19 protein-coding genes are annotated in these 22,009 nt (G+C 70.5%); 3 read left to right on the top strand and 16 right to left on the bottom strand.

Annotated elements, in window-relative coordinates:
- Positions 1-9 precede the first annotated feature (9 nt).
- From RM788_RS27750 to RM788_RS27735, 4 genes are read right to left on the bottom strand one after another with little or no spacing between them, the layout of a single operon-like run.
- Positions 10-615, bottom strand: coding sequence for a GTP-binding protein (locus tag RM788_RS27750; RefSeq protein WP_106185428.1), 606 nt, complete (start codon positions 613-615; stop codon positions 10-12).
- The gene (locus RM788_RS27745) at positions 596-1,375 is read right to left on the bottom strand and encodes a DUF742 domain-containing protein (RefSeq protein WP_245886095.1); all 780 of its coding nucleotides are present in this window, start codon (positions 1,373-1,375) and stop codon (positions 596-598) included. Before RM788_RS27745 ends, RM788_RS27750 begins: the two co-directional genes overlap by 20 nt.
- Before the next feature lie 29 nt (positions 1,376-1,404).
- On the bottom strand, positions 1,405-1,824 hold the full coding sequence (locus RM788_RS27740; protein WP_106185427.1) for a roadblock/LC7 domain-containing protein: 420 nt from the start codon (positions 1,822-1,824) through the stop codon (positions 1,405-1,407).
- Positions 1,821-5,093, bottom strand: coding sequence for a sensor histidine kinase (locus RM788_RS27735; protein ID WP_315920432.1), 3,273 nt, complete (start codon positions 5,091-5,093; stop codon positions 1,821-1,823). The genes RM788_RS27740 and RM788_RS27735 overlap by 4 nt, the downstream gene beginning before the upstream one ends.
- A gap of 564 nt (positions 5,094-5,657) precedes the next feature.
- On the opposite strand from RM788_RS27735, the gene RM788_RS27730 reads away from it, so the two are divergent.
- Positions 5,658-6,647: an ABC transporter substrate-binding protein gene (locus tag RM788_RS27730; RefSeq protein WP_315920430.1), complete on the top strand. Its 990-nt coding sequence runs from the start codon at positions 5,658-5,660 to the stop codon at positions 6,645-6,647.
- Between the two features lie 92 nt (positions 6,648-6,739).
- Here RM788_RS27730 and RM788_RS27725 read toward each other — a convergent pair whose 3' ends face one another.
- From RM788_RS27725 to RM788_RS27715, 3 genes are all read right to left on the bottom strand, one after another.
- Positions 6,740-7,513 carry an LppU/SCO3897 family protein gene (locus tag RM788_RS27725; protein ID WP_315920428.1) on the bottom strand — a complete coding sequence of 258 codons (774 nt, stop codon included), beginning with the start codon at positions 7,511-7,513 and terminating at the stop codon, positions 6,740-6,742.
- Between the two features lie 79 nt (positions 7,514-7,592).
- The gene (locus tag RM788_RS27720) at positions 7,593-8,069 is read right to left on the bottom strand and encodes an LppU/SCO3897 family protein (protein ID WP_315920426.1); all 477 of its coding nucleotides are present in this window, start codon (positions 8,067-8,069) and stop codon (positions 7,593-7,595) included.
- A gap of 229 nt (positions 8,070-8,298) precedes the next feature.
- Complete coding sequence (locus tag RM788_RS27715) at positions 8,299-10,089, bottom strand: LppU/SCO3897 family protein (protein ID WP_315920423.1); 1,791 nt, start codon at positions 10,087-10,089, stop codon at positions 8,299-8,301.
- Positions 10,090-10,287: 198 nt separating this feature from the next.
- On the opposite strand from RM788_RS27715, the gene RM788_RS27710 reads away from it, so the two are divergent.
- On the top strand, positions 10,288-11,949 hold the full coding sequence (locus tag RM788_RS27710; protein ID WP_315920421.1) for a DNA repair helicase XPB: 1,662 nt from the start codon (positions 10,288-10,290) through the stop codon (positions 11,947-11,949).
- A 59-nt stretch (positions 11,950-12,008) separates the two neighbouring features.
- On the top strand, positions 12,009-12,959 hold the full coding sequence (locus RM788_RS27705) for an o-succinylbenzoate synthase (protein WP_315920419.1): 951 nt from the start codon (positions 12,009-12,011) through the stop codon (positions 12,957-12,959).
- On the opposite strand, the gene RM788_RS27700 is transcribed toward RM788_RS27705, so the two are convergent.
- From RM788_RS27700 to RM788_RS27660, 9 genes are all read right to left on the bottom strand, one after another.
- Positions 12,943-13,440, bottom strand: coding sequence for a GNAT family N-acetyltransferase (locus RM788_RS27700; protein WP_315920417.1), 498 nt, complete (start codon positions 13,438-13,440; stop codon positions 12,943-12,945). The two genes, RM788_RS27705 and RM788_RS27700, sit on opposite strands and share 17 nt — an antisense overlap.
- Positions 13,441-13,487: 47 nt before the next feature.
- Positions 13,488-13,874, bottom strand: a complete 387-nt coding sequence (locus tag RM788_RS27695) for a PIN-like domain-containing protein (protein WP_315920415.1) — start codon at positions 13,872-13,874, stop codon at positions 13,488-13,490.
- The gene (locus tag RM788_RS27690; RefSeq protein WP_315920413.1) at positions 13,864-14,514 is read right to left on the bottom strand and encodes a DUF433 domain-containing protein; all 651 of its coding nucleotides are present in this window, start codon (positions 14,512-14,514) and stop codon (positions 13,864-13,866) included. The genes RM788_RS27695 and RM788_RS27690 overlap by 11 nt, the downstream gene beginning before the upstream one ends.
- 96 nt (positions 14,515-14,610) lie before the next feature.
- Complete coding sequence (locus tag RM788_RS27685; protein ID WP_315920411.1) at positions 14,611-16,269, bottom strand: NAD(P)-binding protein; 1,659 nt, start codon at positions 16,267-16,269, stop codon at positions 14,611-14,613.
- A 119-nt stretch (positions 16,270-16,388) separates the two neighbouring features.
- Entirely contained in the window at positions 16,389-17,456 is a 1,068-nt protein-coding gene (locus RM788_RS27680) for a CapA family protein (protein WP_315920409.1), read from the bottom strand.
- 44 nt (positions 17,457-17,500) lie between these two features.
- Complete coding sequence (locus RM788_RS27675) at positions 17,501-18,157, bottom strand: SRPBCC family protein (RefSeq protein WP_315920407.1); 657 nt, start codon at positions 18,155-18,157, stop codon at positions 17,501-17,503.
- Positions 18,154-19,008: an FAD binding domain-containing protein gene (locus RM788_RS27670; protein ID WP_315920405.1), complete on the bottom strand. Its 855-nt coding sequence runs from the start codon at positions 19,006-19,008 to the stop codon at positions 18,154-18,156. The genes RM788_RS27675 and RM788_RS27670 overlap by 4 nt, the downstream gene beginning before the upstream one ends.
- Complete coding sequence (locus RM788_RS27665) at positions 19,005-21,452, bottom strand: xanthine dehydrogenase family protein molybdopterin-binding subunit (RefSeq protein WP_315920403.1); 2,448 nt, start codon at positions 21,450-21,452, stop codon at positions 19,005-19,007. Before RM788_RS27665 ends, RM788_RS27670 begins: the two co-directional genes overlap by 4 nt.
- On the bottom strand, positions 21,449-21,967 hold the full coding sequence (locus tag RM788_RS27660) for a (2Fe-2S)-binding protein (protein ID WP_315920401.1): 519 nt from the start codon (positions 21,965-21,967) through the stop codon (positions 21,449-21,451). Before RM788_RS27660 ends, RM788_RS27665 begins: the two co-directional genes overlap by 4 nt.
- Positions 21,968-22,009 lie beyond the last annotated feature (42 nt).

Here is a 22,009-nt window from a genome sequence, read left to right as displayed (position 1 = left end):
TGAACGGGACTAGCCCGCGCGGACGGACATCCATTGGCGCATGGCGTGCTCGACAAGCGTGATCAACGTCTGCTTGGTCGACTGCCGGTTGCGCGCGTCGCAAGTCACTATCGGCACGGACTGGTCGATCGTCAGCGCCTCCCGCACATCTTCGATGCGGTGGTGCAGCAACCCGTCGAAGCAGTTCACGCCGACGACGTACGGCAGCTGCCGGTCGTCGAAGAAGTCGATCGACGCGAACGCGTCGGCCAACCTCCTGGTGTCGACCAGCACGATGGCGCCGATCGCGCCCCGCACCAGGTCGTCCCACATGAACCAGAACCGGTGCTGACCCGGCGTACCGAACAGGTACAGGATCAGGTCGCTGTCCAGGGAGACGCGTCCGAAGTCCATCGCGACGGTGGTGGTGACCTTGTTCGGCGTTGCCGACAGGTCGTCCACACCCGCGCTGGCTTCGGTCATCACCGCCTCGGTGGTCAACGGCACGATCTCGGACACCGAGCCGACGAAGGTCGTCTTGCCCACGCCGAAGCCGCCCGCGACCACGATCTTCGCGGAGGTCGTCGGCTTCCGTGCGCCCTCGGCGCCCTGGGGACTAGAGCCTGCGAAGCCCACTGAGCACCCTCTCAAGGAAGTCAATGGAAGGTCGGTCTCCCACGACCAGACCACCCTGGTGAATCAAAACCAAACCCATGCTGGCCATGTCCCCGATCAACACCCTGACGACGCCTAGCGGCAGTCGGAGGTGGGCGGCCACTTCGGCCACCGAACGGGTGTCCGTGCAAATCCCGCAAATCGACCGGTGTTCTGGGAGCACCGCCGCGTCACGTTCCAGCCCGCGCTCACTGGTGGACACCAGTGCCTCGATGGCCAGATCGTAGTCCGGTCGTGTGCGACCACCGGTCCGGGTGTACGGACGAACCAGCGAACCCGATTCGGCCGCCGGGTTCTCCTCGCGCCGCACGATCGGCTGCTGGCCGGTCGTGTACGGCAGTTGTTCCGGAACGCTGTCGGGCAGGTTGTGGGCACCGAAGAGATCCGCACCCGGCCCGCCGAACAGACCACTTCCGTACCCGTCGATGTCGAAACGGTTCGGCACGTCGTCGTAGTCGTACGACGAATCGTCAACCTCACGCTGAGACATGTCGTCTAGCCCCTGCCCTGTGCCATCGATCTCCGCGCTCTCGCGTTTCGGTCGCCCGCGTTTCCGCCGGACAACCGGTTTGACGCTGGGCACTGCTTCCTCGTCCGGTTCCTCATCCGGCGCGGGGTCAGCGGCGTCCGGATCCGAGAACTGGAAACCCCCGACCGCCCACTCCTGGTAGTTGAAACCGCTACCGAAGCGACGTCCGTGGGCGCCCGATCTCTCAGCCATCTCCGCTCACCCCCACGCTCTCATGAGGTCTACCGCCTTACCACGCCCTGGAGCTGAGCGCGCAGCTCCGGGGTGAGTTGCTGTCCGACTCGTTCGACCAACAAGGTCATCTCGTACGCGACGAGTCCGATGTCGCAGTTGGGCGCGGCGAGTACGGCGAGGCACGAACCGTCGCTGATGGACATCAGGAACAGGTAACCCCGTTCCATCTCGACCACGGTCTGGTTCACGCCACCGGCCTCGAAGCAACGAGCAGCTCCTGCGGTGAGACTCACCAGACCGGACGCCACCGCGGAAAGCTGTTCGGCTCGGTCACGTGGCAAGCCCTGCGAGCCGGCGAGCAGAAGCCCGTCCGCCGACACGACTACGGCGTGCGCAACACCGGGTACCCGGCGCACGAAGTCGGTGATTAGCCAACCAAAGCTGCCTGGCTGAGCTGCGGTCGTCACTCCTGCTCCTCGTCTTGCCGGCTCGACTGGTCACCAGCGTAAGCGTCGATCAACGCGTGTCGCCCTCGTCGGACGCCCTGCTGAAGACTCGACATCCGTCCACGAATCGCGTCAGGCGATCGTGGTGGCAGCGGGGGCCGCTGCGATTGCCCCGCCGAAGGAATCTTCGGCGCGGCTGACCCTGGCACAAGCTGAGCCTTGGGCACCCGCTTGGGCAACCCCGCTTGTGTCTTGGCGTCTGGCGTCTTGCTGAGCAGTGCTTGGGCAGCCGACCAGCCTTCATCGGCCGGGGACTGCCAAGCGCTTTCGGCGGTCGGGTCCGCCTGCATCTGTGGGGCCTCCTGCTCCTCGACCTGCTCCACCTCGGCCTCGGCAACCGGCTCCGGTTCCCGGACGGGTGCGGCCTCCGGCCTCGGCCCGCGCTTCGGCAGGCCGGAAGCCGACAGACCGTCGAGCCTTGAGGGTACGGAAACCTCGGTGGTGGTGGGAGCGACAGCCGGAACGGGTTTCGGCCGTCGGGTCGGCAAGGGCGCTTCCTCCTGCTCCGAGAGGGGGATCCCGGCTTCGGCCACCGGGAGGCCAGCCGGCTTCTCGGCGGGCTTCTCCGCGGTCTTCGCGGCGGGCGGAACGGCCTGCGCCTTGGCCGCGGAGGTCTCGCTCCCGACGGCCTGGAACCACTGCGACAGGACCGCTTCGTATATCGGCAGCCGCTCGGTCGGGGCGTCGAGGTCGTGGTCGACCTCCTTGCGCGCGGGCGTGTGGCCGTTGCGCCGCTCCGGCTCGGGCTCCGCGACGGCCGCACGCGGCACCACGGGCTCGAACCGGGTCGTCTCGTAGCCCGCGGCGATCGGCGCCGAGGCGTCCTCACCGCGGTCCTCGTAGGCGGTGAACAGGGTCTGCTCACCGGTCGTGGCCGCGGCCGGGGTGCCGTTGCGCTCCGGCCAGGACTGCTCGGGCACGTCCTGCTCGCCCGACATCGGCAGCCAGACGCCCGAGTCCTCCTCGGGACGGGTGACGCCGAAGGACGGCACCGCGTTCGCGTCGGGGACCGATTCGCGCTGCACGAAGCTGACCGGCATGTTCAGGTCCGGCTTCGGGTAGCTGCCCGTCGGGCTGAACTCCTGCGACGGGAAGCCGCCGGTGTGCTCGACGCCCTCGGAGCCGAAGCCGTTGCGGGCCCCGTTCCGGGCGGCGGGGAAGTCACCGGTGTCGGCCGGGCCCTGGGGCGGGAAGCCCGGCGAGCTGTCCTCGTCGAACCGCGGCGTGCTGCTGGTGAAGGCACCGGCGATGCCACTGGCCCGCTGGGCCGGGTGGAAGTCCGTGAGGGACTCCGACGGCGACCCCATGGGGACACCGACGGCACCGGGCGCCTGGACGAGCGTGCCGGGGACGACGACGAGCGCGGTGGTGCCGCCCTCGATGTCCTCGTTGACGCGCAGCCGGACCTTGATGTCGTGCCGCTTGGCCAGCCGGGCGACCACGTACAGGCCCATCCGGCGGGACACGGCGACGTCGACCTCGGGCGGGTCCGCCAGCCGCTCGTTCGCGTCGACGATGTCCTGCTCGGCCATGCCGACGCCGCGGTCCTGGATCTCGATGGCCAGTTCACCCTTGCGGGTGCGGGCCGTCCGGACCGTGACCTTCGTCACCGGGTCGGAGAACGCGGTCGCGTTGTCCAGCAGCTCGGCGATCAGGTGCACGAGGTCGTTGACCGCGCGGCCCTGGACCGTGAGCTCCGGGGTCTGGCCGACCTGCACGCGGGCGTACTGCTCGACCTCGGACACCGCCGCGCCCAGCACCTCGGCCGCGGGAACGGGCCGGGTGAGCCTGCGCGAGAGGTCGGTGCCCGAGAGGACCAGCAGGTTCTCCGAGTTGCGGCGCATGCGGGTCGCGAGGTGGTCGAGCTCGAACAGGCTGGCGAGCTGGTCCGGGTCCTGCTCGTCCTGCTCGAGCCGGTCGATCAGGTTGAGCTGGCGTTCGACCAGCGCCTGCGAGCGGCGGGACAGGTTGACGAACATCGCGTTGACGTTGTCGCGCAGCAGGGCCTGCTCGGCCGCCAGGCGGACCGCCTCGCCGTGCACCGCGTCGAACGCCCGCGCCACCTGCCCGACCTCTTCGTTGGTCGTGATGGGCACCGGCGCGATGGCGTTCTGGGCCGCGAGCTGAGGGTTCGGGTCGGCGAGGATCTTCTCGACCGCCTCGGGCAGACCGTGGTCGGCCACCGCGAGGGCGGTGCGGCGCAGGATGCGCAGCGGGTTGAGGATCGACCGCGCGACGAACAGCGCCATCGCCAGCGCCAGCAGCAGCGCGGCGAGCACGATGCCCGAGTCGCGGAACGCGGCGGCGCGGGCCGTGCCGGTCTGCTCGTCGGTGCGGTTCTGCAGCTGCTCCAGCAGCAGGTTCTCCACGTCGCGGGTCAGGTTCACCGTCAGAGTGGAGGCGATGTCCCACTTCTCCGCGCGCAGGCTGCCGAGGTCCTGGTTGGCCGCCGCCAGGTTCAGCGCCGACTCCTGCATGTCGTTCGCCGTGTCGACGATCAGGCCGGTGACCGTGTCGTCGTAGATCTTCGCCTGGTCCGGGGTCGCCGACTTGCGGAAGTCGTTCCGGGCGGCGTCGAGCTCGGCGTTCGCCGCCAGCAGCAGGCGCTGCTGGCTCGCGGGGAAGTCCTGGCGCTGGAAGGCGTCGAGCAGGATGCCCCGCTTGCGGGACTCCTGTTCCTTGATGCGCGCGATCGCGTTGGTCGCGAGGTGCAACCTCACCAGCGCGGGGTCGTTGATGCCCGCGATGGCCTGTTCACCGAGGTCGAGGAGGTTCTCCACGGACTCGGAGTAGGTGCGCAGGACGGCGTCCGAGGGGTACGCGGTGTCGCGCACGGCGTTGCGGAGGCTGTTGAGGCGCTTGAGCTGCTCGGCCGCGCGGCGGAAGCGGTCGGCCACCGCCGGGTCGAGGTCGCCGCTGAGTTCGGTGATCTTGGTCTGCAGAGCGTCCGAGGTGTCGTTCACCCGGCGCAGCTGGCGGTCGAGCACCACGCGGTCGACCTGCTTGCCCGAGGCCACGTGGCTCGCGCTCAGGTCGCGCTCGCGCTGGAGCTGCTGGACCAGGTCGGCGACCGAGCTCTCCAGCTGGACCTCGTTCGCCAGCTGGTTGAACTCGGTGGCGCTCTGCAGGTCCGTCTGCACCCGGAGTCCGCCGAGCGCGAGCGCGGCGACGGTCGGGATGAGCAGGACGGCGAAGAGCTTCGTCCGAAGGCGCCAGTTGCGCAGCCTCAAGTTCGACGTACGGGCGCTCTGCGCATCTGTTGCGCTGTTCTGCGGCACGTCGGTTTTTCCAGATCCCGTCGACTCGGTCACAGTTGCATCTCGTAGCGCAGCCAGTCCGTCACCCGTTTCGGGCCTATCGGAGCGCGGTGCGGTCCCCGCGCCGGACTGGCTGGGACCTCTCTCTCGTCGGGCCACCCTGGGCTTCCTCTTCCGGCAGCAGTGTCCCCGGTCTCTCCCCAGGACCGAAGTATGGACTCGCAAAATCGGGCCAAAATGCAGCACAGGAGCCTAGCGCCGACCAAGCGCTCCATTCTGCTCCAGGAACCCGACGGTCCGCTAGAACCTGTACCACCCGGCCGGCAGCGTAATGGTCCAGCCCTACTTCATGGAAGCCTCTAGCAGCACGCACCGTATCGAGTTGGGCTGTCGCTTCATGCGTTCGGGTGGTTAACATCCCTGAACGTCGACACTTAGCTGCCTCTGCGCCACCTACCTGGTGACGCGACGTCAGTATGGCGCGTGACGACGAACACTGATCAACTCGACTCCCCGAGTCAACAGGCGAGAGGTGCCATGCCTACCCGAGCGCATGTTCTGCGACGTGCGGCAGCGCTGGTCGCGTGTGCCCTGACCGTCGTCTCGACCACTGCCGGATGCAGTCTGCTGTCCGGCGGCGGCGACAGCGGTGCGACCGACATCGAGCGCAACACCCTCCGGATCGGCGTCATGCCGGTCGTGGACGTGGCACCGCTCCGCATCGCGATCAACGACAAGCTCTTCGAAAAGGCCGGGCTGCAGGTCCAGCTCGTGCCCCAGACCAGCGAGGAGGAGAGCCTCAAGCAGCTCGACACCACGCTGGACATCACCTGGGCGAGCCACGTGACCCTGTTCCGCAAGGCCGCCGACAACACCCAGCTGCAGCTGCAGGGCGAGGCCTACCAGGCGGGCGCCAACTCGATGGCGCTGGTCTCGATCGGATCGGCCTACGACGCGCCCGCGAAGAAGCCCAACCCGCGCATCGCCGTGAACAGCGTGTCCGACATCGGCGCGCTGACCACGAAGGCGGTGCTCGAGACCGCGGGCATCGAGAAGCAGAAGATCACCTTCGTCGAGATGCCGTTCGAGAAGATGCAGCAGGCGATGCAGTCCCAGGCGGTCGACGCCGCGTGGATGATGGAGCCCTTCATCACGAAGGTGCAGCGCGAAACCGGCGCCCGGATCGTCACGGACACGGCGATCGGCCCGACGAAGGACTTCCCGATGTCCGGGTACGCGTCGAGCAAGAAGTTCGCCGACGGCAACCCCAAGGCGCTGGCGCTGTTCCGCTCGGTGCTGCGCGAGGCGCAGCAGAACGCGACGAACAACAAGCTCAGCGTGCAGGACGTGCTGAGCAGCTACATCGACGTCGACCAGCAGACCGCGGCGCTGGTCTCGGTCGGCACCTTCCCGCTGTCGCTCAACCCGATCCGCCTCCAGCGGGTCGCGGACATGATGGACACCGAGGGCGTGCTGCAGAACAGGCTCGACGTGCAGCAGCTGCTGCCACCGGGCACGACGAACTAGATCCCGTTCACGAGGAAGGGGCGGTGGGCCGCGACGCGCGGCCCACCGCCCCTTTCCCGTGCGCCGCGCGGTGGCGGCTCAGACCTCGTCGATCAGGGCTGGACCAGGCAGAACGTGGTCGCGGGCTCCGGGTAGACCATCGCGGTCCCGTCCGGTCCGCAGACCTCCTTGTCCGCACTCCCGGTGACGGCCTTCTCGATCTTGTAGCTGGCCGACGCGTCGCAGGTGACCTTGGTGGTCTTGCCCGCCACGATCGAGCCCTCCTCCTTGAAGCAGTCGCCCTCGGCCGCGTTCAGCATCAGGCAGAGGGTGAAACCGCTGCTCCGGCGGCCGGACTCGGTGTAGGACGCGTAGTCGCCCTCGGGGCACTTGTCCGACGCGCTGTCGAGCTCCTTGGCCACCTTGAAGGCGGCGGCCTGGGTGCCGCAGTCGACCTTCTCCAGCTCGGGGTTGGTGATGCTCGCCGACTTGATGTTGATGCAGTCGCCGACGTTCGCGCTGGACGGGGCGTCCTTGTTCAGGAAGTAGCCGCCGATGATGGCGCCGACGACGACCACCAGCGTGATGACGAGCTTGACCTTGCCGCCGCCCTTCTTCGCCGGGGGCGGCGTCGGGGGCATGGCCTGCTGGAACCCCGGCTGGCCGTAGGGCGGCTGGCCGTACGGCGGCTGCTGGCCTGGCTGCGGCTGCCCCTGGCCGGGCTGCTGCGGCGCCGCCCAGCCCTGCGGGGTCGGCTGCTGCTGGCCCCATCCCGGCTGCTGCGGCGCCTGCTGGCCGTAGGGCGCCGGCGGGCCGTACGGCCCTTGCCCCTGCCCCTGCGGAGGGCCCGCGGGCCCGGCGGGTGGCGGGTAGTTGGGCGTGCTCACGGATGGTCCTCTCGGTTTCACGGGAGGCAGAAACGTATTCGGCCGGCCATTTCCCCGCAGCGAAGTGACCACATCGTTGTCAGGCGCCGCCCTCGTCGAGGCAGAAGGTGACAGCGGGTTCCGGGTAGACCACCGCGCGTTGTTCCCCGCAGGCCGCTCCGCCCCCGAGGACCTTCACGACCTTCACCGACTTGGCCGTGCCGCAGGGCACCTTCACCAGGCTGGTCTCCTTGTCGGCGCCGTAGCAGGAGCCCTCGACGAGGTTGGGGATCAGGCAGAGCTTCACGCCGAGCGTGAACGTCGAGTAAGCCGCGCCACCCGCCGGACAGGGACCGCCGACCTGCTGGACGATCTTCGCGACCTTGACGTTCGCCTCGTCGGAACCGCAGTCGACGGCCCTGAAGCGCGGCGTGTCGACGGCGCGGGTGACCGCGGCGCACTCGCCCACGGTCGCGTTCACGGTGGGCGGAGCGGGCTCGCTGTCGAAGAAGCCGAAGGCGTACGCCCCGACGAGGGCCAGAACGACCACGCCGAGACCCACCAGGATTTTGCGCATGTGGCGCTACATCGGCCCGTGCGCCCGCCGAGTTGACGGTATTCACCGAAAAGTGGCAAAAATACGGTTCCGAAATACCACCGTGTGGACGATCAAGTCCACACGGTGGTACGCCGACTAGTGCAGCCGCCACCGATCCCTGCCGGGGAGTTCCGCCGTCCGGGGGTTCCCACCGCGACGCGGGAGGTGCTGCACCCGGAAGCGCCCGGTGGGGATCGTGGTCACCGTCCTAGCTCTCGGCGGGTGCGAAGCAGAACGTGGTGGCAGGCTCCGGGTAGGACTCGCCCACGCCGTCCGGGCACGCGGTGGTGTCGGTCGAGCCGTTGACGATCTTCACGACCTTCAGCGCCTCCTGCCCCTTGCACTCGCCCTTGATGTAGTTCAGGCCCTCCTCGTCGAGGGTGTAGCAGGACCCCTCGGAGAGGTTCGGCAGCAGGCACAGCCGGTAGCCCTCGGCGGGCTTCCCCTCCACCGGGTACTGCTGGTAGAAGCCCTCCTCGGGGCAGGCGTCGGTGTCGTTGCCGATCACCTTGCCCACCTTGAGCAGGGCCTTGTCGTCACCGCAGCCCACGGTCCCGATCGTGGAGTCCTTGAGCGACTTCCCGGACAGGCTCACGCAGTCACCCGCCGAGGCGTTCTTCGGGTCGCTGCCGCCGAACATGGTGAACGCCACGACGATCGCCACGACCACCAGGACGGCGACCACGCCGATCGCGATCCAGCGACCCCGGCCGCTGGAGGAGGTCTCCTCCTCGTCCTCGTCGTCGCTGGGCTTGGTCGGCTTGTAGAGGACACCGGGCGTGGACGTCGCGGGGGCGGCCGGGGCGGGCTCGGCGGCGGCCTGCGCGGGCACGACCGGCGCGGTTTCGGCGGCGGTTTCAGTAGCGGTTTCGGCGGGCGCCTTCTGGATCGGCAGGGCGTCCGTCTTGGGCTCCTCCGCCGACGTGGGCGGTTCGGCGTCCGCCACCGCGGCGGCGGGCGCGATGGGCGCGGCGGGCGGCTCAGCGGCGGCCTGGGAGGCCACCGGCGGTGCCTTCTGGATCGGGAGGGCGTCCGTCTTCGGCTCCTCGACGCGCGCGGGCTCCTCCACCGGCTCGACGGGCGTCGCCGCGGCGGGCGTGGCGGGCTCGACGGGCTCGATGGCCTCGGTCACCGGTTCCGCTTCGGGCTCGTCCGCCTTGGCGACCGGCTCGACGGACTGGACCGGCAGCTCGGTGGTCTCGGCCGCCGGCTCCTCGACGGCGGGCGTCGCGACGGTTTCCGCGGCGGCCGGTTCCTCGGCGGCCACGACCGGCTCGGGTTCGGTCACGGGCTCGACCGGCTCGGTCACGGGCTCCGCCGCGACGGGCTCGGCGGGCTCCCCGGTCGCGACCGGGGCGGTGGTGACCTCGGGGGCCACCGGCTCGACGGGCTCCGCCGCGACGGGCTCCGGCTCGGCGGCCTTGTCCACCGGGATGGAGTCCGCGGACTTGTCCACCGGGCTCTCGACGGCCGCCGAGACAGCGGCCGACGCGGGGACCGCGGGGGTGGCGGGCACTCCGGGCAGGGCGGGCTCGCCCGGCGCGGAGGGGACGACCTTGGCCCTGGACTTGCGGACGGGCGTCTTCCGCACCGGGGGCGTCTTGGCCTCCGGCGTCGCGGCGGCCTCGGTCTCGACGGGGACCGCGGCCTCGACGGGGACTGCGGGGACGACGGGGGCCGGGACGACAGGGGCTGCCGCGGCGTCCGCCGGGGGTACGGCCTTGGCCCTCGGCTTGCGCACCGGGGTCTTCCTGACCGGAGCGGTCTTGGCGGGCTCCGGAGTGGCGGCGCCCTCGGACTCGGGCACGGCTCCGGCCGCGGGTTCGACCGCGGATCCTGCCGCGGATTCGGCTGCGGGTTCTGCCGCGGGAGCGGCCTTCGCCCGTGACCTCCGGACCGGTGTCTTCTTCACCGGTGGCGTCTGGGCGGCCTCCGTCGCCTCGGGAGTGGTCTCCGTGGCGTCCGCGGCCTTGGGGTCGGGGGTCGACTCGTTGCTCATGATCACCTTTGCTGGAGGTCCCGTGGGGTGTCCGGACAAGCCGAACGTAGGCACCCTCTTGCCGGTTTTCGAGAGTTTTACCAAACCGTCCTCGGATGCACAGCGTCGCCTCAGTGCCGCGGTCCGTCATCGGGACTGCCGGCGACTTGCGCGTTGTTGTGACAATGGAAGAACACCAACCGACAGGAGCCGGCACCCGTGACCGACGGCCCGCTGATCGTCCAGTCAGACAAGACCTTGCTGCTGGAGGTCGACCACCCGCTCGCCGACGAGGCGCGCGTCTCCATCGCGCCGTTCGCCGAACTGGAACGCGCTCCCGAGCACGTGCACACCTACCGGGTCACCCCTCTCGCCTTGTGGAACGCCCGCGCCGCGGGTCACGACGCCGAACAGGTCGTGGACGCGCTGGTGCGGTTCTCCCGCTACCCCGTGCCGCAGCCGCTGCTCGTCGACGTGGTGGACACGATGAGCCGCTTCGGCAGGCTCCAGCTGGCCAACCACCCGGTCCACGGGCTCGTGCTGAGCACTGTGGACCGAGCGGTCCTGGAAGAGGTGCTGCGGCACAAGAAGATCGCGCCGATGATCGGCGAGCGCATCGATCCGGACACGGTGGTGATCCACGCGAGCGAGCGCGGCAGGCTCAAGCAGATGCTGCTGAAGATCGGCTGGCCCGCCGAGGACCTCGCGGGGTACGTCGACGGCGAGGCGCACCCGATCTCGTTGGCCGAGGACGGGTGGAAGCTGCGGGACTACCAGCGGCTGGCCGCGCAGGCGTTCTGGGCGGGCGGCTCCGGCGTCGTGGTGCTCCCCTGCGGTGCGGGCAAGACCCTGGTCGGCGCGGCGGCGATGGCGGAGGCCCAGGCGACCACGCTGATCCTGGTGACGAACACCGTCGCGGGCAGGCAGTGGAAGCGCGAGCTGATCGCGCGGACGTCGCTGACCGAGGAGGAGATCGGCGAGTACTCGGGCGAGCGCAAGGAGATCCGGCCGGTCACCATCGCGACCTACCAGGTGATCACCCGCAAGTCCAAGGGCGAGTACCGGCACCTGGAGCTGTTCGACTCGCGCGACTGGGGGCTGATCGTCTACGACGAGGTGCACCTGCTGCCCGCGCCCGTCTTCCGGATGACGGCGGACCTCCAGTCCCGGCGCAGGCTCGGTCTGACGGCGACGCTGGTGCGCGAGGACGGTCAGGAGGGCGACGTGTTCTCGTTGATCGGGCCGAAGCGCTACGACGTGCCGTGGCGCGACATCGAGGCGCAGGGCTGGATCGCGCCCGCGGAGTGCACCGAGGTGCGGGTCACGCTGACCGACAACGAGCGGCTCCAGTACGCCACGGCGGAACCCGAGGAGCGGTACAAGCTCTGCTCCACCGCGCACACGAAGATGCCGGTGGTGCAGGCGATCCTGGACAAGCACCCCGGTGAGCCGACCCTGGTGATCGGCGCGTACCTGGACCAGCTCGACGAGCTGGGGGCGGCGTTGAACGCGCCGATCATCCAGGGTTCCACGAAGAACAAGGAGCGCGAGCAGCTGTTCGACGCGTTCCGCAAGGGCGAGATCCGCACGCTGGTCGTGTCGAAGGTCGCGAACTTCTCCATCGACCTGCCGGAGGCCTCGGTCGCCGTGCAGGTGTCGGGCACCTTCGGGTCCCGGCAGGAGGAGGCGCAGCGGCTCGGCAGGTTGTTGCGCCCCAAGGGCGACGGCCGTCAGGCGCACTTCTACTCGGTGGTGTCGCGGGACACCCTGGACACCGACTACGCCGCGCACCGGCAGCGGTTCCTCGCCGAGCAGGGCTACGCGTACAAGATCGTCGACGCCGACGACCTGCTGAGCCCGAAGCTGCCCGAGGTCGACTGAACGGGTGGCGCCGCCCGGTCCGGTGAGCCGGGTGGCGCGCCGTTTGGCACGATCAGCGCGTGGACGTCTCCTCGGTCCGGGTGTACTCGATCCCGATGCGCAACAGGTTCCGCGGCATCACCGTGCGCGAGGGCGTGCTGTTCGAAGGCCCGGCCGGATGGGGCGAGTTCTCGCCGTTCCTGGACTACTCCGACGCCGAGTGCGTGCCGTGGCTGGCGTGCGCGGAGGAGTCCGCGGGCCTGTCGTGGCCCGCGCCGCTGCGCACCTCGATCCCGGTCAACTGCACCGTCCCCGTCGTCGACCCCGAGCGCGCGCACGCCATCGTGGCCGCTTCCGGGTGTTCGACGGCGAAGGTGAAGGTCGCCGATCCGGGCGCCCCGCTGTCCTCCGACCTGGACCGGGTCGCCGCCGTCCGCGACGCCCTCGGCCCCGGCGGCAAGGTGCGGGTGGACGCCAACACGGCCTGGGACGTGGACACCGCGGTCGCCGCCATCCGCTCGCTCGACCGCGCGGCGGGCGGTCTGGAGTACGTGGAGCAGCCGTGCCGGACCATCGACGAGCTGGCGGCCGTGCGGCGGCGGGTGGACGTGCCGATCGCCGCCGACGAGTCGATCCGCCGGGCCGAGGACCCCTTGAAGGTCGCCGTCGCGGGCGCCGCCGACATCGCCGTCATCAAGGTGGCGCCGCTGGGCGGCGTGCGACGCGCGCTGGAGGTGGCCGAGGCCTCCGGCCTGCCGTGCGTGATCTCCTCGGCCGTCGAGACGTCGATCGGCCTGGCCGCGGGCCTCGCACTGGCCGCCGCCCTGCCCGCGCTGGACCACGCCTGCGGCCTGGCGACCCTGTCGCTGCTCACCGGCGACGTCGCGACGGACTCCCTGCGCGCGGTCGACGGCTTCCTCCAGGTTCCGGGCAGGGCCCCGACCCCCGACGTGTTCGACCGCTTCGCCGCCGACGAACCCACCACCGCCCGCTGGCTGGCCCGCCTGGAGCGCGTCAGGGCGCTGCGCTGACCCAGCGCACCTCACCGTCGTCGTCCACCACGTCCGTCGGCACCAGCCCCACCTTCCGCGCCACCGCACCCGACGCGTGGTTCTCCGGGTGGATCGCCGCCCCCAAGGCCCGGATCCCGTGCTCCCCCAACCACCCGACCACCCCCTTGGCGGCCTCGGTCGCGTACCCCTGCCGCTGGTGGGCGGTCTCGATCACCCACGCCACGTCCGCCGCGTCCCCCTTGACCGTCGCCTGCACCGTCCCCACCGCGCCCCCGTCACACCGGACGACCCAGTTGAACCAGCCGTTGTGCCCCCCGGCCGCCAGCCGCGCGTAGCGGGCGCGGAGCTGGTCGGCCGTCAGGGGGCGGCCGCCGATGAACTCGTGCAGGCGCTCGTCGTCCAGCAGCGGCGCCATCTCGTCGGCGTGGCGGATCCGCAACGGCTCGAGGACGAGCCGCTCGGTCCGGATGGCCTCGACGGCCGGCAGGGGTGGTGTCATGCCGCCACCGTAGGAAGGACGGGGGCGGGCACCAAGGGCTTTTCGGGTCAGGGCCAGGTGCGCCGGATTCCGGTGGCCGTCACGGCGTAGGTGGCGGGGCCGCCGCGGGCGATCGCGCGGTGGATGGTGTCGCGGGCGCCGTGGAACCTCTCGACCATGGCGTCCCGCCGGAGTTGCTGGTTGTCCAGGTAGAACAGCACCGCCTTGTGCTCGACGAGGGGCTGCCGCTCGGTCGCCCGCCCCTTGATCCGACCGTCCTTGCACAGCGGCGTCCATCCCCTGCCGAGGCCGTGGGCGAGCCACTCCTCGTCCGGGGTGTGCTGCGCGTCGTCCGGGAAGTGGGCCGTGATCCGGTGGATCACCCATCCGTGCTCGACGAGGGCGTCCGCGACACCGCGTCCCAGGCTGCGGTCGAGGAAGAACTCAGGCGGCACGCCAGACCCGGCAGATCGACTCGACCTGGACCGGCTCCAGCGAGTACTCGTAGGCGACCTCGTCGATCGACTCCCCCGCGAGCCACATCGTCACGATGGCCTCGACCGGGACGTTGTTCTCCTCGACCACGGGCGCTCCCCGGCCGAACCTCGGGTCGATGACCACCGGGGCGATGTCGGGGTACTGCCGGAGGCGCAGTCGAGCGGCGAACTCGTCCTCGGCGTCCCACTCGATGTAGTGCAGGTAGCCGTCGAGCACTTCCCGGATCGGTCGCTGCCGGTCTCCCACACGCGCGATGTCGTCCGGCGCGTAGTCGAGGAAGATGTCGATGCCGTCGGTGGCGATCTTCCTGGTGGCCAGCCCGAACGGGGTGTCGAAGGCGTGGCGGATCTCGGCCGCGGCGTCCCTGATCTTGGCCATTCCCAGGCCGAGATCGCGCAGCGACCGCAGCACGTACGCCTCGACCACGGCGACGAAGGGCACCGAGGGCCACCCCACGTGTTCGGGTTCCACGCCGTGCACCAAGGGCGATCCCGCGGCCTGCTCCGCCAGCCAGCGGTTGAGCGTCGACTCCGGGATGACGAGGTGCCGGGCGGTGTCCTTGCGGCTGAGCAGCGGATCCAGGAACTTGTCGACCACGGGCACCTCCTCCGTCCGGCGAGGTGCCCGATCGTACCCGCGATCACCTCTTCACGAACGGGCGACCACGGGTGTCGAATTGACCAAAGGCCCAGCTCAGCCCACCAGGGAAGCGCCCGGCAGCATCGAGCGCGGGATGAGGGCGGACTGGGGGAACTCGACGTTGACGGAGACCTCGTCGCCGCCGATCTCGCGGGTGATCCACGGGCCGGTCTCGACCATGATCTTGAGCGTCTTGATGTGCAGCCCGTTGATCTTGCTGAGGTACCACTCGTCGTCCGGCAGGTTGCCCATGCGGCTGGACAGGCGTTCCTTGATGCCGCGCATGCGGGTCCACAGCTCGTTGGTCAGCGCGGGCCGGTCGAACGGGCCCTCGAGGCCGTCGCGGACGCGTTGTTCGATGCCGTGGGGCAGGCCGTTGTCGTCCGGCATGACCATGACGGTCCAGGCGCGGGACTTCTCGCGGTACTGGAGCTGCTGCATGAGGCCCTCGTGGGCGGCGAAGTCGGAGGAGCGGAACTGCCTGCCCTGCCAGCGTTCCCTCAACGCGCCCGCCAACGACTGCGCGCTCTTCACGCCGGTGTTGAGGCCGCGGCCGGGCCAGAAGTGCAGGGAGTTGGCGGCGTCGCCGATGAGGAAGCCGAACGTGTTGGGCGCGAGCTGGGCGGTGAACCTGGAGTGCTGCTGCATGCCCAGCTTGAACGAGGTGAGGCCGAGCAGGTCCTGGGGCGAGGCGCCGAAGAAGCGGACGCCCTCCTGGATCCTCGGCCACAGGAAGGACAGCTTGTCGATGGAGGGCTTGAACACGGCCTTGTGCCGGTCGCAGACGAACCGGCCGTTGTCCGGGCGCATGGTGCACGCGTAGCGCTGGATGCACTCGACCGGCCCGTTCTCGCCGATCGACACGATCTCGGAGGCCTCCTCGGCCGAGAGCCGCATGTTGATGAAGCCGCCGCCGAGCGAGTTGAACAGGTACCGGTTCTGGCTCACGGTCAGCGGAACCGTGTGCTCGTCGGGGATGTAGGACTTGACCCTGATGCCGAGGACGATCTCCTCCAGCGGCTTGCCCTTGATCGAGTAGAACTCGCGGTCGGGCGTGCCGAAGTGCTCCTTCAGGCCCTCCCGCGTGGTCGACCGGGCGCCGTCGGCGATCGCGAGCACCTGCGTGCCGTCCCACGACGCGGGCGCCGTGTACGCCTCCGGGACCATCTCGATCCCGTACACGTCCTGCGCCATGTCGATCAGGCAGTCCTCGATCCAGCGGATCTTGACGTTGCGCGGCCTGCCCTTGTCCGCCGGGGAGTCGGGGCCCAGCGGCCACATCTCGCCGTAGCGGCCGGGCACGAACAGCGCGCGCTGCACCTTGTTCGGCAGCCCGGACCACACGTTGCTCTGCAACGTCACTACCTGCTCGCGGCGCACGTTGCCCTCGCCGCGGTCGCGCCAGCGCACCCGTCCGCCCGCCTGGACCCAGCGGCGGTCGAAGATCCGCACGGCCACCTGGTCGCCCATCATCGCCTTCAGCGTGCAGGCGAACGACAGCCCGACCGGGCCACCGCCGACGATGTCGACGCGCAGCGGCTCACGACCGGCGGGGCGGGGCGGCATCTTGACGACGTCGGCCACCGGCAATTCGGGGACGGGGCCGACCGCGGGGATGCCGGGGAGCTGACCGGCGATGCTGCTGCGGTGCGGCATCCGGAGCAGCTTCGTCTTCGGTTCCGCGGCGTGGAAAGGCGCGTCTTTCCCGGGCATGGCTGGCCGACCTTCCGGTGCTCCTGGAGGGGGATGTTCGATGTACACCCCAGTCACGGCTCCCGCGCCGGATCGGTTCAAACATTTCCACACCGATTTCCGAAGACTTATAGGGGGCCTTAACGACCAAGCCCCCGCGCGGCCGCTCCGAGGCGGCCGACGATCTCGTCGGTCCTGGCCAGCGCCTCGGTGCGGCGGGGTGTCGGCGGGACCGAGGTCAGGTCGACGGCCCGGATCGGCGGGCCCAGCTCCACCAGCGTCGGCAGGTACTTCGCCTCCTCGACGTGCCAGCCCTGCGGCCCCTGCACGAACTTGAAGCGGGCGATCAGGCCCTCCTCGGTGGTGCCGCGGGGCTCCTCGTGCTTCGCGACCTCGTTGCCCATGCCGTAGACGACCCACTTGCCGTTGATCTGCTCCATCGGCTGCACGGTGTGCACGTGCGTGCCGATGATCAGGTCCACGGCGGGGTCGGCGAGGATCTTCGCCGCCATCGAGCGCTGCTCGTCGTTCGGATTCGCCTCGTACTCCGTGCCCCAGTGCAGGCTCGCCACCACGACCTCGGCGCCGGCGGCCTTCGCGGCGCGGGCCGCGTCGATCACGCGCTGGGGGTCGAGCTGGTTCGAGATCCACGGCTCGGGCAGCGGGATCCCGTTGAAGCCGAAGGTGAACGCGACCTGGCCGACCTTCACGCCGTTCGCGTCCAGGACCAGCGGGGTCGCGGCCTCCTCGGGCGTGCGCGCCGACCCGGTGTGCTTCATCCCCGCCGCGTCCAGCACGTTCAACGTGGTCCGCACGCCCCGCACGTCGCGGTCCATCGTGTGGTTCGACGCCGTCGAGCAGCTGTCGTAACCCAAGTCCAGCAACGCCTTCACCACCTCGGGCGGCGCGCTGAAGGCCGGATATCCGAACGTCGCCTCACCGGGCGCGGACAGCGGCGTCTCCAGGTGGCAGATGGACAGGTCCGCCTCGACCGCCGGGCGCAGGCCCTCCAGCAGCGGGTGGAAGTCCGGGGTGCCGCCGCCGTCCGCCCTGGCCTGCTCCTCCAGGGCGGGGTGGATCAGGATGTCGCCGCCCGCGGCCAGCGTGAACGACCGCGCGGGCGGTGGCGGTGGAGCGGCGGGCCCGGCGTCGGCGGACGTCGACGCGGCGAGCGGCGTGCCCGCGACGGCCGTGCAGGCGGACAGCACCAGGCAGGCGGCCAGCGTCGCCGCCGACCGCCCGCCCCTCGGGATCAGCGGTGCCGCCGAAGCCTGGAGACCACCAGCGCGGCGACCGCGAGCCCGGCCACCAGCGGCAGGGCCCGCTTGAGCACGGGCACACCGGCGGTGCCGAGCAGGTCGATGGCTTCGACTTCCCCCGGCCGGTCGGGAACGGCCTTGAGGTGTTGCTGCGTCACTTCGGTTCCCTCGTCGGACGGGTCGGCTGCGCTCGGGCCACCAGCGTCCTCCGTTCCGAGGCTGCCCGCCAGGCAATCGGCGAACTGGTCGATGATCCGGCCGCCGACCTCGGCGATCAGCCCCCGGCCGAACTGCGCGGGCCTGCCGGTGATGCTCAGGTCCGTCACGACCACCGCGCGCGTGCCGCCGTCGACCTCGACCAGCGTGGCGGTGACGGTGGCCGCCGCGGTGCCGTTGCCGCGCACGTCCTTGCCCGACGCCTTCATCACCATCCGGCGCGCGGTCTCGTCGGTCTCCAGGAACTCGCCCGATCCCTTGTACATCAAGGTGATCGGGCCGAGCTTCACCTTCACGGTGCCGGTGAAGCGCGCGCCGTCGACCTCGGTGAGGGTGGCGCCGGGCATGCACGGCGCCACCCTTTCCGGGTCGAGGAGCGCGGTCCACACGGTCCCGACCGGAGCCGGGACCGTGAACTCGTGCTCCAGCCTCACGCGCCGACCGCCGCGGTCAGCGCCCGCCCGGTCAGCACCCGCGCGAGGTGCGAGCGGAACTCGGCGTCGGCGTTGCCGTCCGTCGTCGGGTTCGTGCCCTCGGCGGCGCGCGCGGCCGCGGCGTTGATCGACTCGGCCGTGGCGGGCTGCCCGACGAGGGCCTCCTCCACGCCGGTCGCGCGCACCGGGGTCGGCCCCATGTTGGTGAGCGCCACCCTGGCCTCGGCGATGGTCCCGTCGGAGACCCGGACGGCCGCCGCGACGGCGACGATCGACCACGCCTGCGCGACCCGGTTGAACTTCTCGTAGTGGGCGCTCCAGCCGGTCAGCTTCGGCACCCGGACGTCCACGAGCAGCTCGTCCGGCTCCAGCGCGGTGGTGAAGTAGTCGACGAAGAACTCGGCCGCTGGCACCTCCCGGCGTCCGCCCGGCCCGACGATGATCATCGTCGCGTCCATCGCCAGCGCGGGCGCGGGCAGGTCGCCCGCCGGGTCCGCGTGCGCCAGCGCGCCGCCGAACGTGCCGCGGTGCCGCACCTGCGGGTCCGCGACGGTGTCGGTGGCGATCGCCAGCAGCCGGGCGTGGTCGCGCACCAGGTGGTCGCGCTGGACCTCGTAGTGCGTGGTCATCGCCCCGATGAGCAGCGAGTCGCCGTCGTCGCGGACGCCGGTCAGCTCGCTCAGGTTCGACAGGTCCACGACCACGTTCGGCGCGGCCAACCTCATGCGCAGCACCGGGATCAGGCTCTGGCCGCCCGCCATGACCTTGGCGTCCTCACCCGCCTCGCTGAGCGCCCGGACGGCTTCCTCCACCGTGGCCGGCGCCACGTAGTCGAACTCCGCGGGGATCACTCCGCACCTCCCTGCGCGTCGATGGAGCCGAGGCCGCCCGCCGCGACCGGCGTGGTGGGCACCCCGTGCTCCCTGCCCTGGTGGATCGCCTTCCACACCCGCATCGGCGTGCACGGCATCTCGACCTCGTTGACGCCGAGGTGGCGCACGGCGTCGATCACCGAGTTGACCACGGCCGGGGTCGAGGCGATCGTGCCCGCCTCGCCGACACCCTTGACCCCCAACGGGTTCGAGTCCGCCGGGGTGACCGTGCGGTCGGTGGTGAAGTGCGGCAGGTCGACCGCCGACGGGAGCAGGTAGTCCGCCAGCGTCGCCGTGGTGAGGGTGCCCGACTCGTCGTGCACCGCCTCCTCGAACAGCGCCTGCGCGATGCCCTGCGCCAGGCCGCCGTGCACCTGGCCCTCGACGATCAGCGGGTTCACCACCTCGCCGATGTCGTCGACGCACACGTACGAGCGGATCTTCACCGCGCCGGTCTCCGTGTCGACCTCGGTGGCGCACAGGTGGGTGCCGTGCGGGAACGAGAAGTTCGTCGGGTCGAACGTGCACTCGGCGTCCATGCCCGGCTCCATGCCGTCGGGCAGGTTGTGCGCCACGTGCGCGGCGAGCACGACGTCGCCGAGCGCGGTGCTGGTCCCCGTGCCGCGCACGGAGAACTGGCCGGACGCGAACTCCACGTCGGACTCGGAGCACTCCATCAGGTGCGCGGCCAGCGTGCGGGCCTTGGCCAGCACCTTGTCCGCGGCCAGCACGATCGCCGTACCGCCGACGGCCAGCGACCGCGAGCCGTAGCTGTCCATGCCCTTGTGCGAGGACTGCGTGTCGCCGTGCAGCACCTCGACGTCCTCGAACGGCACGCCGAGCCGGTCGGCCACGATCTGGCTCCACGCCGTCTCGTGCCCCTGCCCGTGCGGCGAGGTGCCGGTGATCAGCTCGACCTTGCCGGTGGGCAGCATCCGGATCGCCGCGTGCTCCCAGCCGCCCGCGCCGTAGCGCAGCGAGCCGAGCACCCGCGACGGCGCGAGGCCGCACATCTCGGTGAACGTGGAGATGCCGATGCCCAGTTGGACCGGATCACCGCTTTCCCGCCGACGCGCCTGCTCCTGCCGCAGCTCGTCGTACTTGAACAGCTCCACGGCCCGGTCGGTGGCGGCCTCGTAGTTGCCGGAGTCGTAGGTGAGCCCGCAGACCGTGGTGAACGGGAACTCCTCGTGCGTGATCCAGTTCTTGCGGCGCAGCTCCATCGGCTCCATGTCGAGCTCGACGGCGAGTTCGTCCATGATCCGCTCGATCGCGAACGTGGCCTCCGGCCGTCCGGCGCCGCGGTAGGCGTCGGTCGGGACCTTGTTCGTGAACACGTTGACGCAGGTGAACTTGTACGCCGGGAACTTGTAGATGGAGTTGAACATGAACGCGCCGAGGATCGGCACGCCGGGCGTGACCAGCCGCAGGTAGGCGCCCATGTCGGCGAGCAGGTCGACCTTGAGGCCGGTGACCGTGCCGTCGCGGCGCGCGGTGATCGTCAGGTGCTGGATCTGGTCCCGCCCGTGGTGCGCGGACAGCATCGACTCGGTGCGCGACTCGGTCCACTTGACCGGCTTGCCCAGTCTGCGCGCGACCAGCAGGGTCAGCACCTCCTCGGGCGTGACCTGGAGCTTGCCGCCGAACCCGCCGCCGACGTCCGGCGCGATCACCCGCACCTTCTGCTCCGGGATGCCGAGCACCGCGGCCAGCATCCAGCGCAGGATGTGCGGGACCTGGGTGGCCGACCACATGGTGATCGAACCGCCGCCGGGGTCGACCACGACGGACCGGGGTTCCATGAACGCCGGGATGAGCCGCTGCTGGCGGAACGTCCTGGTGACCGTCACCTCCGCCTCGGCGATGGCCTGCTCGACATCGGACCCGGTGCCCGCCTCCGCGGAGTCGAAGATCCAGGTCGCGCTCTTGTTCGTGCCGAGGTCGGGGTGCACGAGGTCGGCGCCGTCGTCGACCGCGGCGTTCATGTCCAGCACCACCGGCAGCTCGTCGTACTCGACGTCGATCGCGGCCAGCGCGTCGTGCGCCTCGTAGGCGGTGCGGGCGATGACGACGGCGACGCCCTCACCGGCGAAGTTGACCTCGTCCACGGCCAGCGACGGGGCGGGCGGGGCGAGCATGTCCTCGGTGATCGGCCACGCGCACGGCAGGCTGCCCTGCTCGTCGGCCACGTCCTCGCCGGTCAGCACCAGCAGCACGCCGGGCATGGACGCGGCGGCGGTGACGTCGACGCTGGTGATCTTCGCGTGCGCCATGGGGCTGCGCAGCACGGCCATGTGCAGCATCCCGGCCATCTGGATGTTGTCGGTCCACCGGGTGTCCCCGGTGATCAGCCGCGCGTCCTCCTTGCGCAGCCGGGCCCTGCCGATCTCCCGGCCGACCCCCGGTTCCGCGGTGGCGGTCATTCCCCGCCTCCGACGTGCGAAGGGCTGACCTGCTCGGCTTCCGGACCCGCGCCGGGACGCATCCGGTGCGCCGCGTCGCGGACGGCCTTCACGATGTTCTGGTAGCCCGTGCACCGGCAGAGGTTGCCCTCCAGCCCGTGCCGGACGGTCTCCTCGCTCGGATCGGGGTCGTCGGCGAGCAGGTCGATCGACTGCATGATCATTCCGGGGGTGCAGAACCCGCACTGGAGGGCGTGGTTCTCGTGGAAGGCCTTCTGCACGGGGTGCAGCTGCCCGTCGCGGGCGAGGCCTTCGATCGTGGTGACCTCGTGGCGATCGGTCTGCACCGCGAACACGGAGCAGGACTTCACGCTGTGACCGTCGAGGTGGACCGTGCAGGCGCCGCAGTTGCTCGTGTCGCAGCCGACGACGGTTCCGGTCTTGCCTAGTCGTTCACGGAGGTAGTGGACCAGCAGCATTCGCGGTTCCACCTCGTCGGTGTAACTCACGCCGTCCACGTTGACGGTGATGCGCATGAACCCTCCAGGCCAGTGGTGGGTGACCGATGTCACGTCACC

This window comes from Umezawaea sp. Da 62-37 (genome assembly GCF_032460545.1).
Lineage (GTDB): Bacteria > Actinomycetota > Actinomycetes > Mycobacteriales > Pseudonocardiaceae > Umezawaea.
This window is presented reverse-complemented; position numbering and strand designations above follow the sequence as displayed.

Excerpts from the sequence above, each read along its gene's own strand:
- RM788_RS27745 (WP_245886095.1), bottom strand. The coding sequence starts at position 1,375 with ATGGCTGAGAGATCGGGCGCCCACGGACGTCGCTTCGGTAGCGGTTTC.
- RM788_RS27730 (WP_315920430.1), top strand. The coding sequence starts at position 5,658 with ATGCCTACCCGAGCGCATGTTCTGCGACGTGCGGCAGCGCTGGTCGCG.
- RM788_RS27720 (WP_315920426.1), bottom strand. The coding sequence starts at position 8,069 with ATGCGCAAAATCCTGGTGGGTCTCGGCGTGGTCGTTCTGGCCCTCGTC.
- RM788_RS27715 (WP_315920423.1), bottom strand. The coding sequence starts at position 10,089 with ATGAGCAACGAGTCGACCCCCGACCCCAAGGCCGCGGACGCCACGGAG.
- RM788_RS27700 (WP_315920417.1), bottom strand. The coding sequence starts at position 13,440 with ATGACACCACCCCTGCCGGCCGTCGAGGCCATCCGGACCGAGCGGCTC.
- RM788_RS27685 (WP_315920411.1), bottom strand. The coding sequence starts at position 16,269 with ATGCCCGGGAAAGACGCGCCTTTCCACGCCGCGGAACCGAAGACGAAG.
- RM788_RS27665 (WP_315920403.1), bottom strand. The coding sequence starts at position 21,452 with ATGACCGCCACCGCGGAACCGGGGGTCGGCCGGGAGATCGGCAGGGCC.
- RM788_RS27660 (WP_315920401.1), bottom strand. The coding sequence starts at position 21,967 with ATGCGCATCACCGTCAACGTGGACGGCGTGAGTTACACCGACGAGGTG.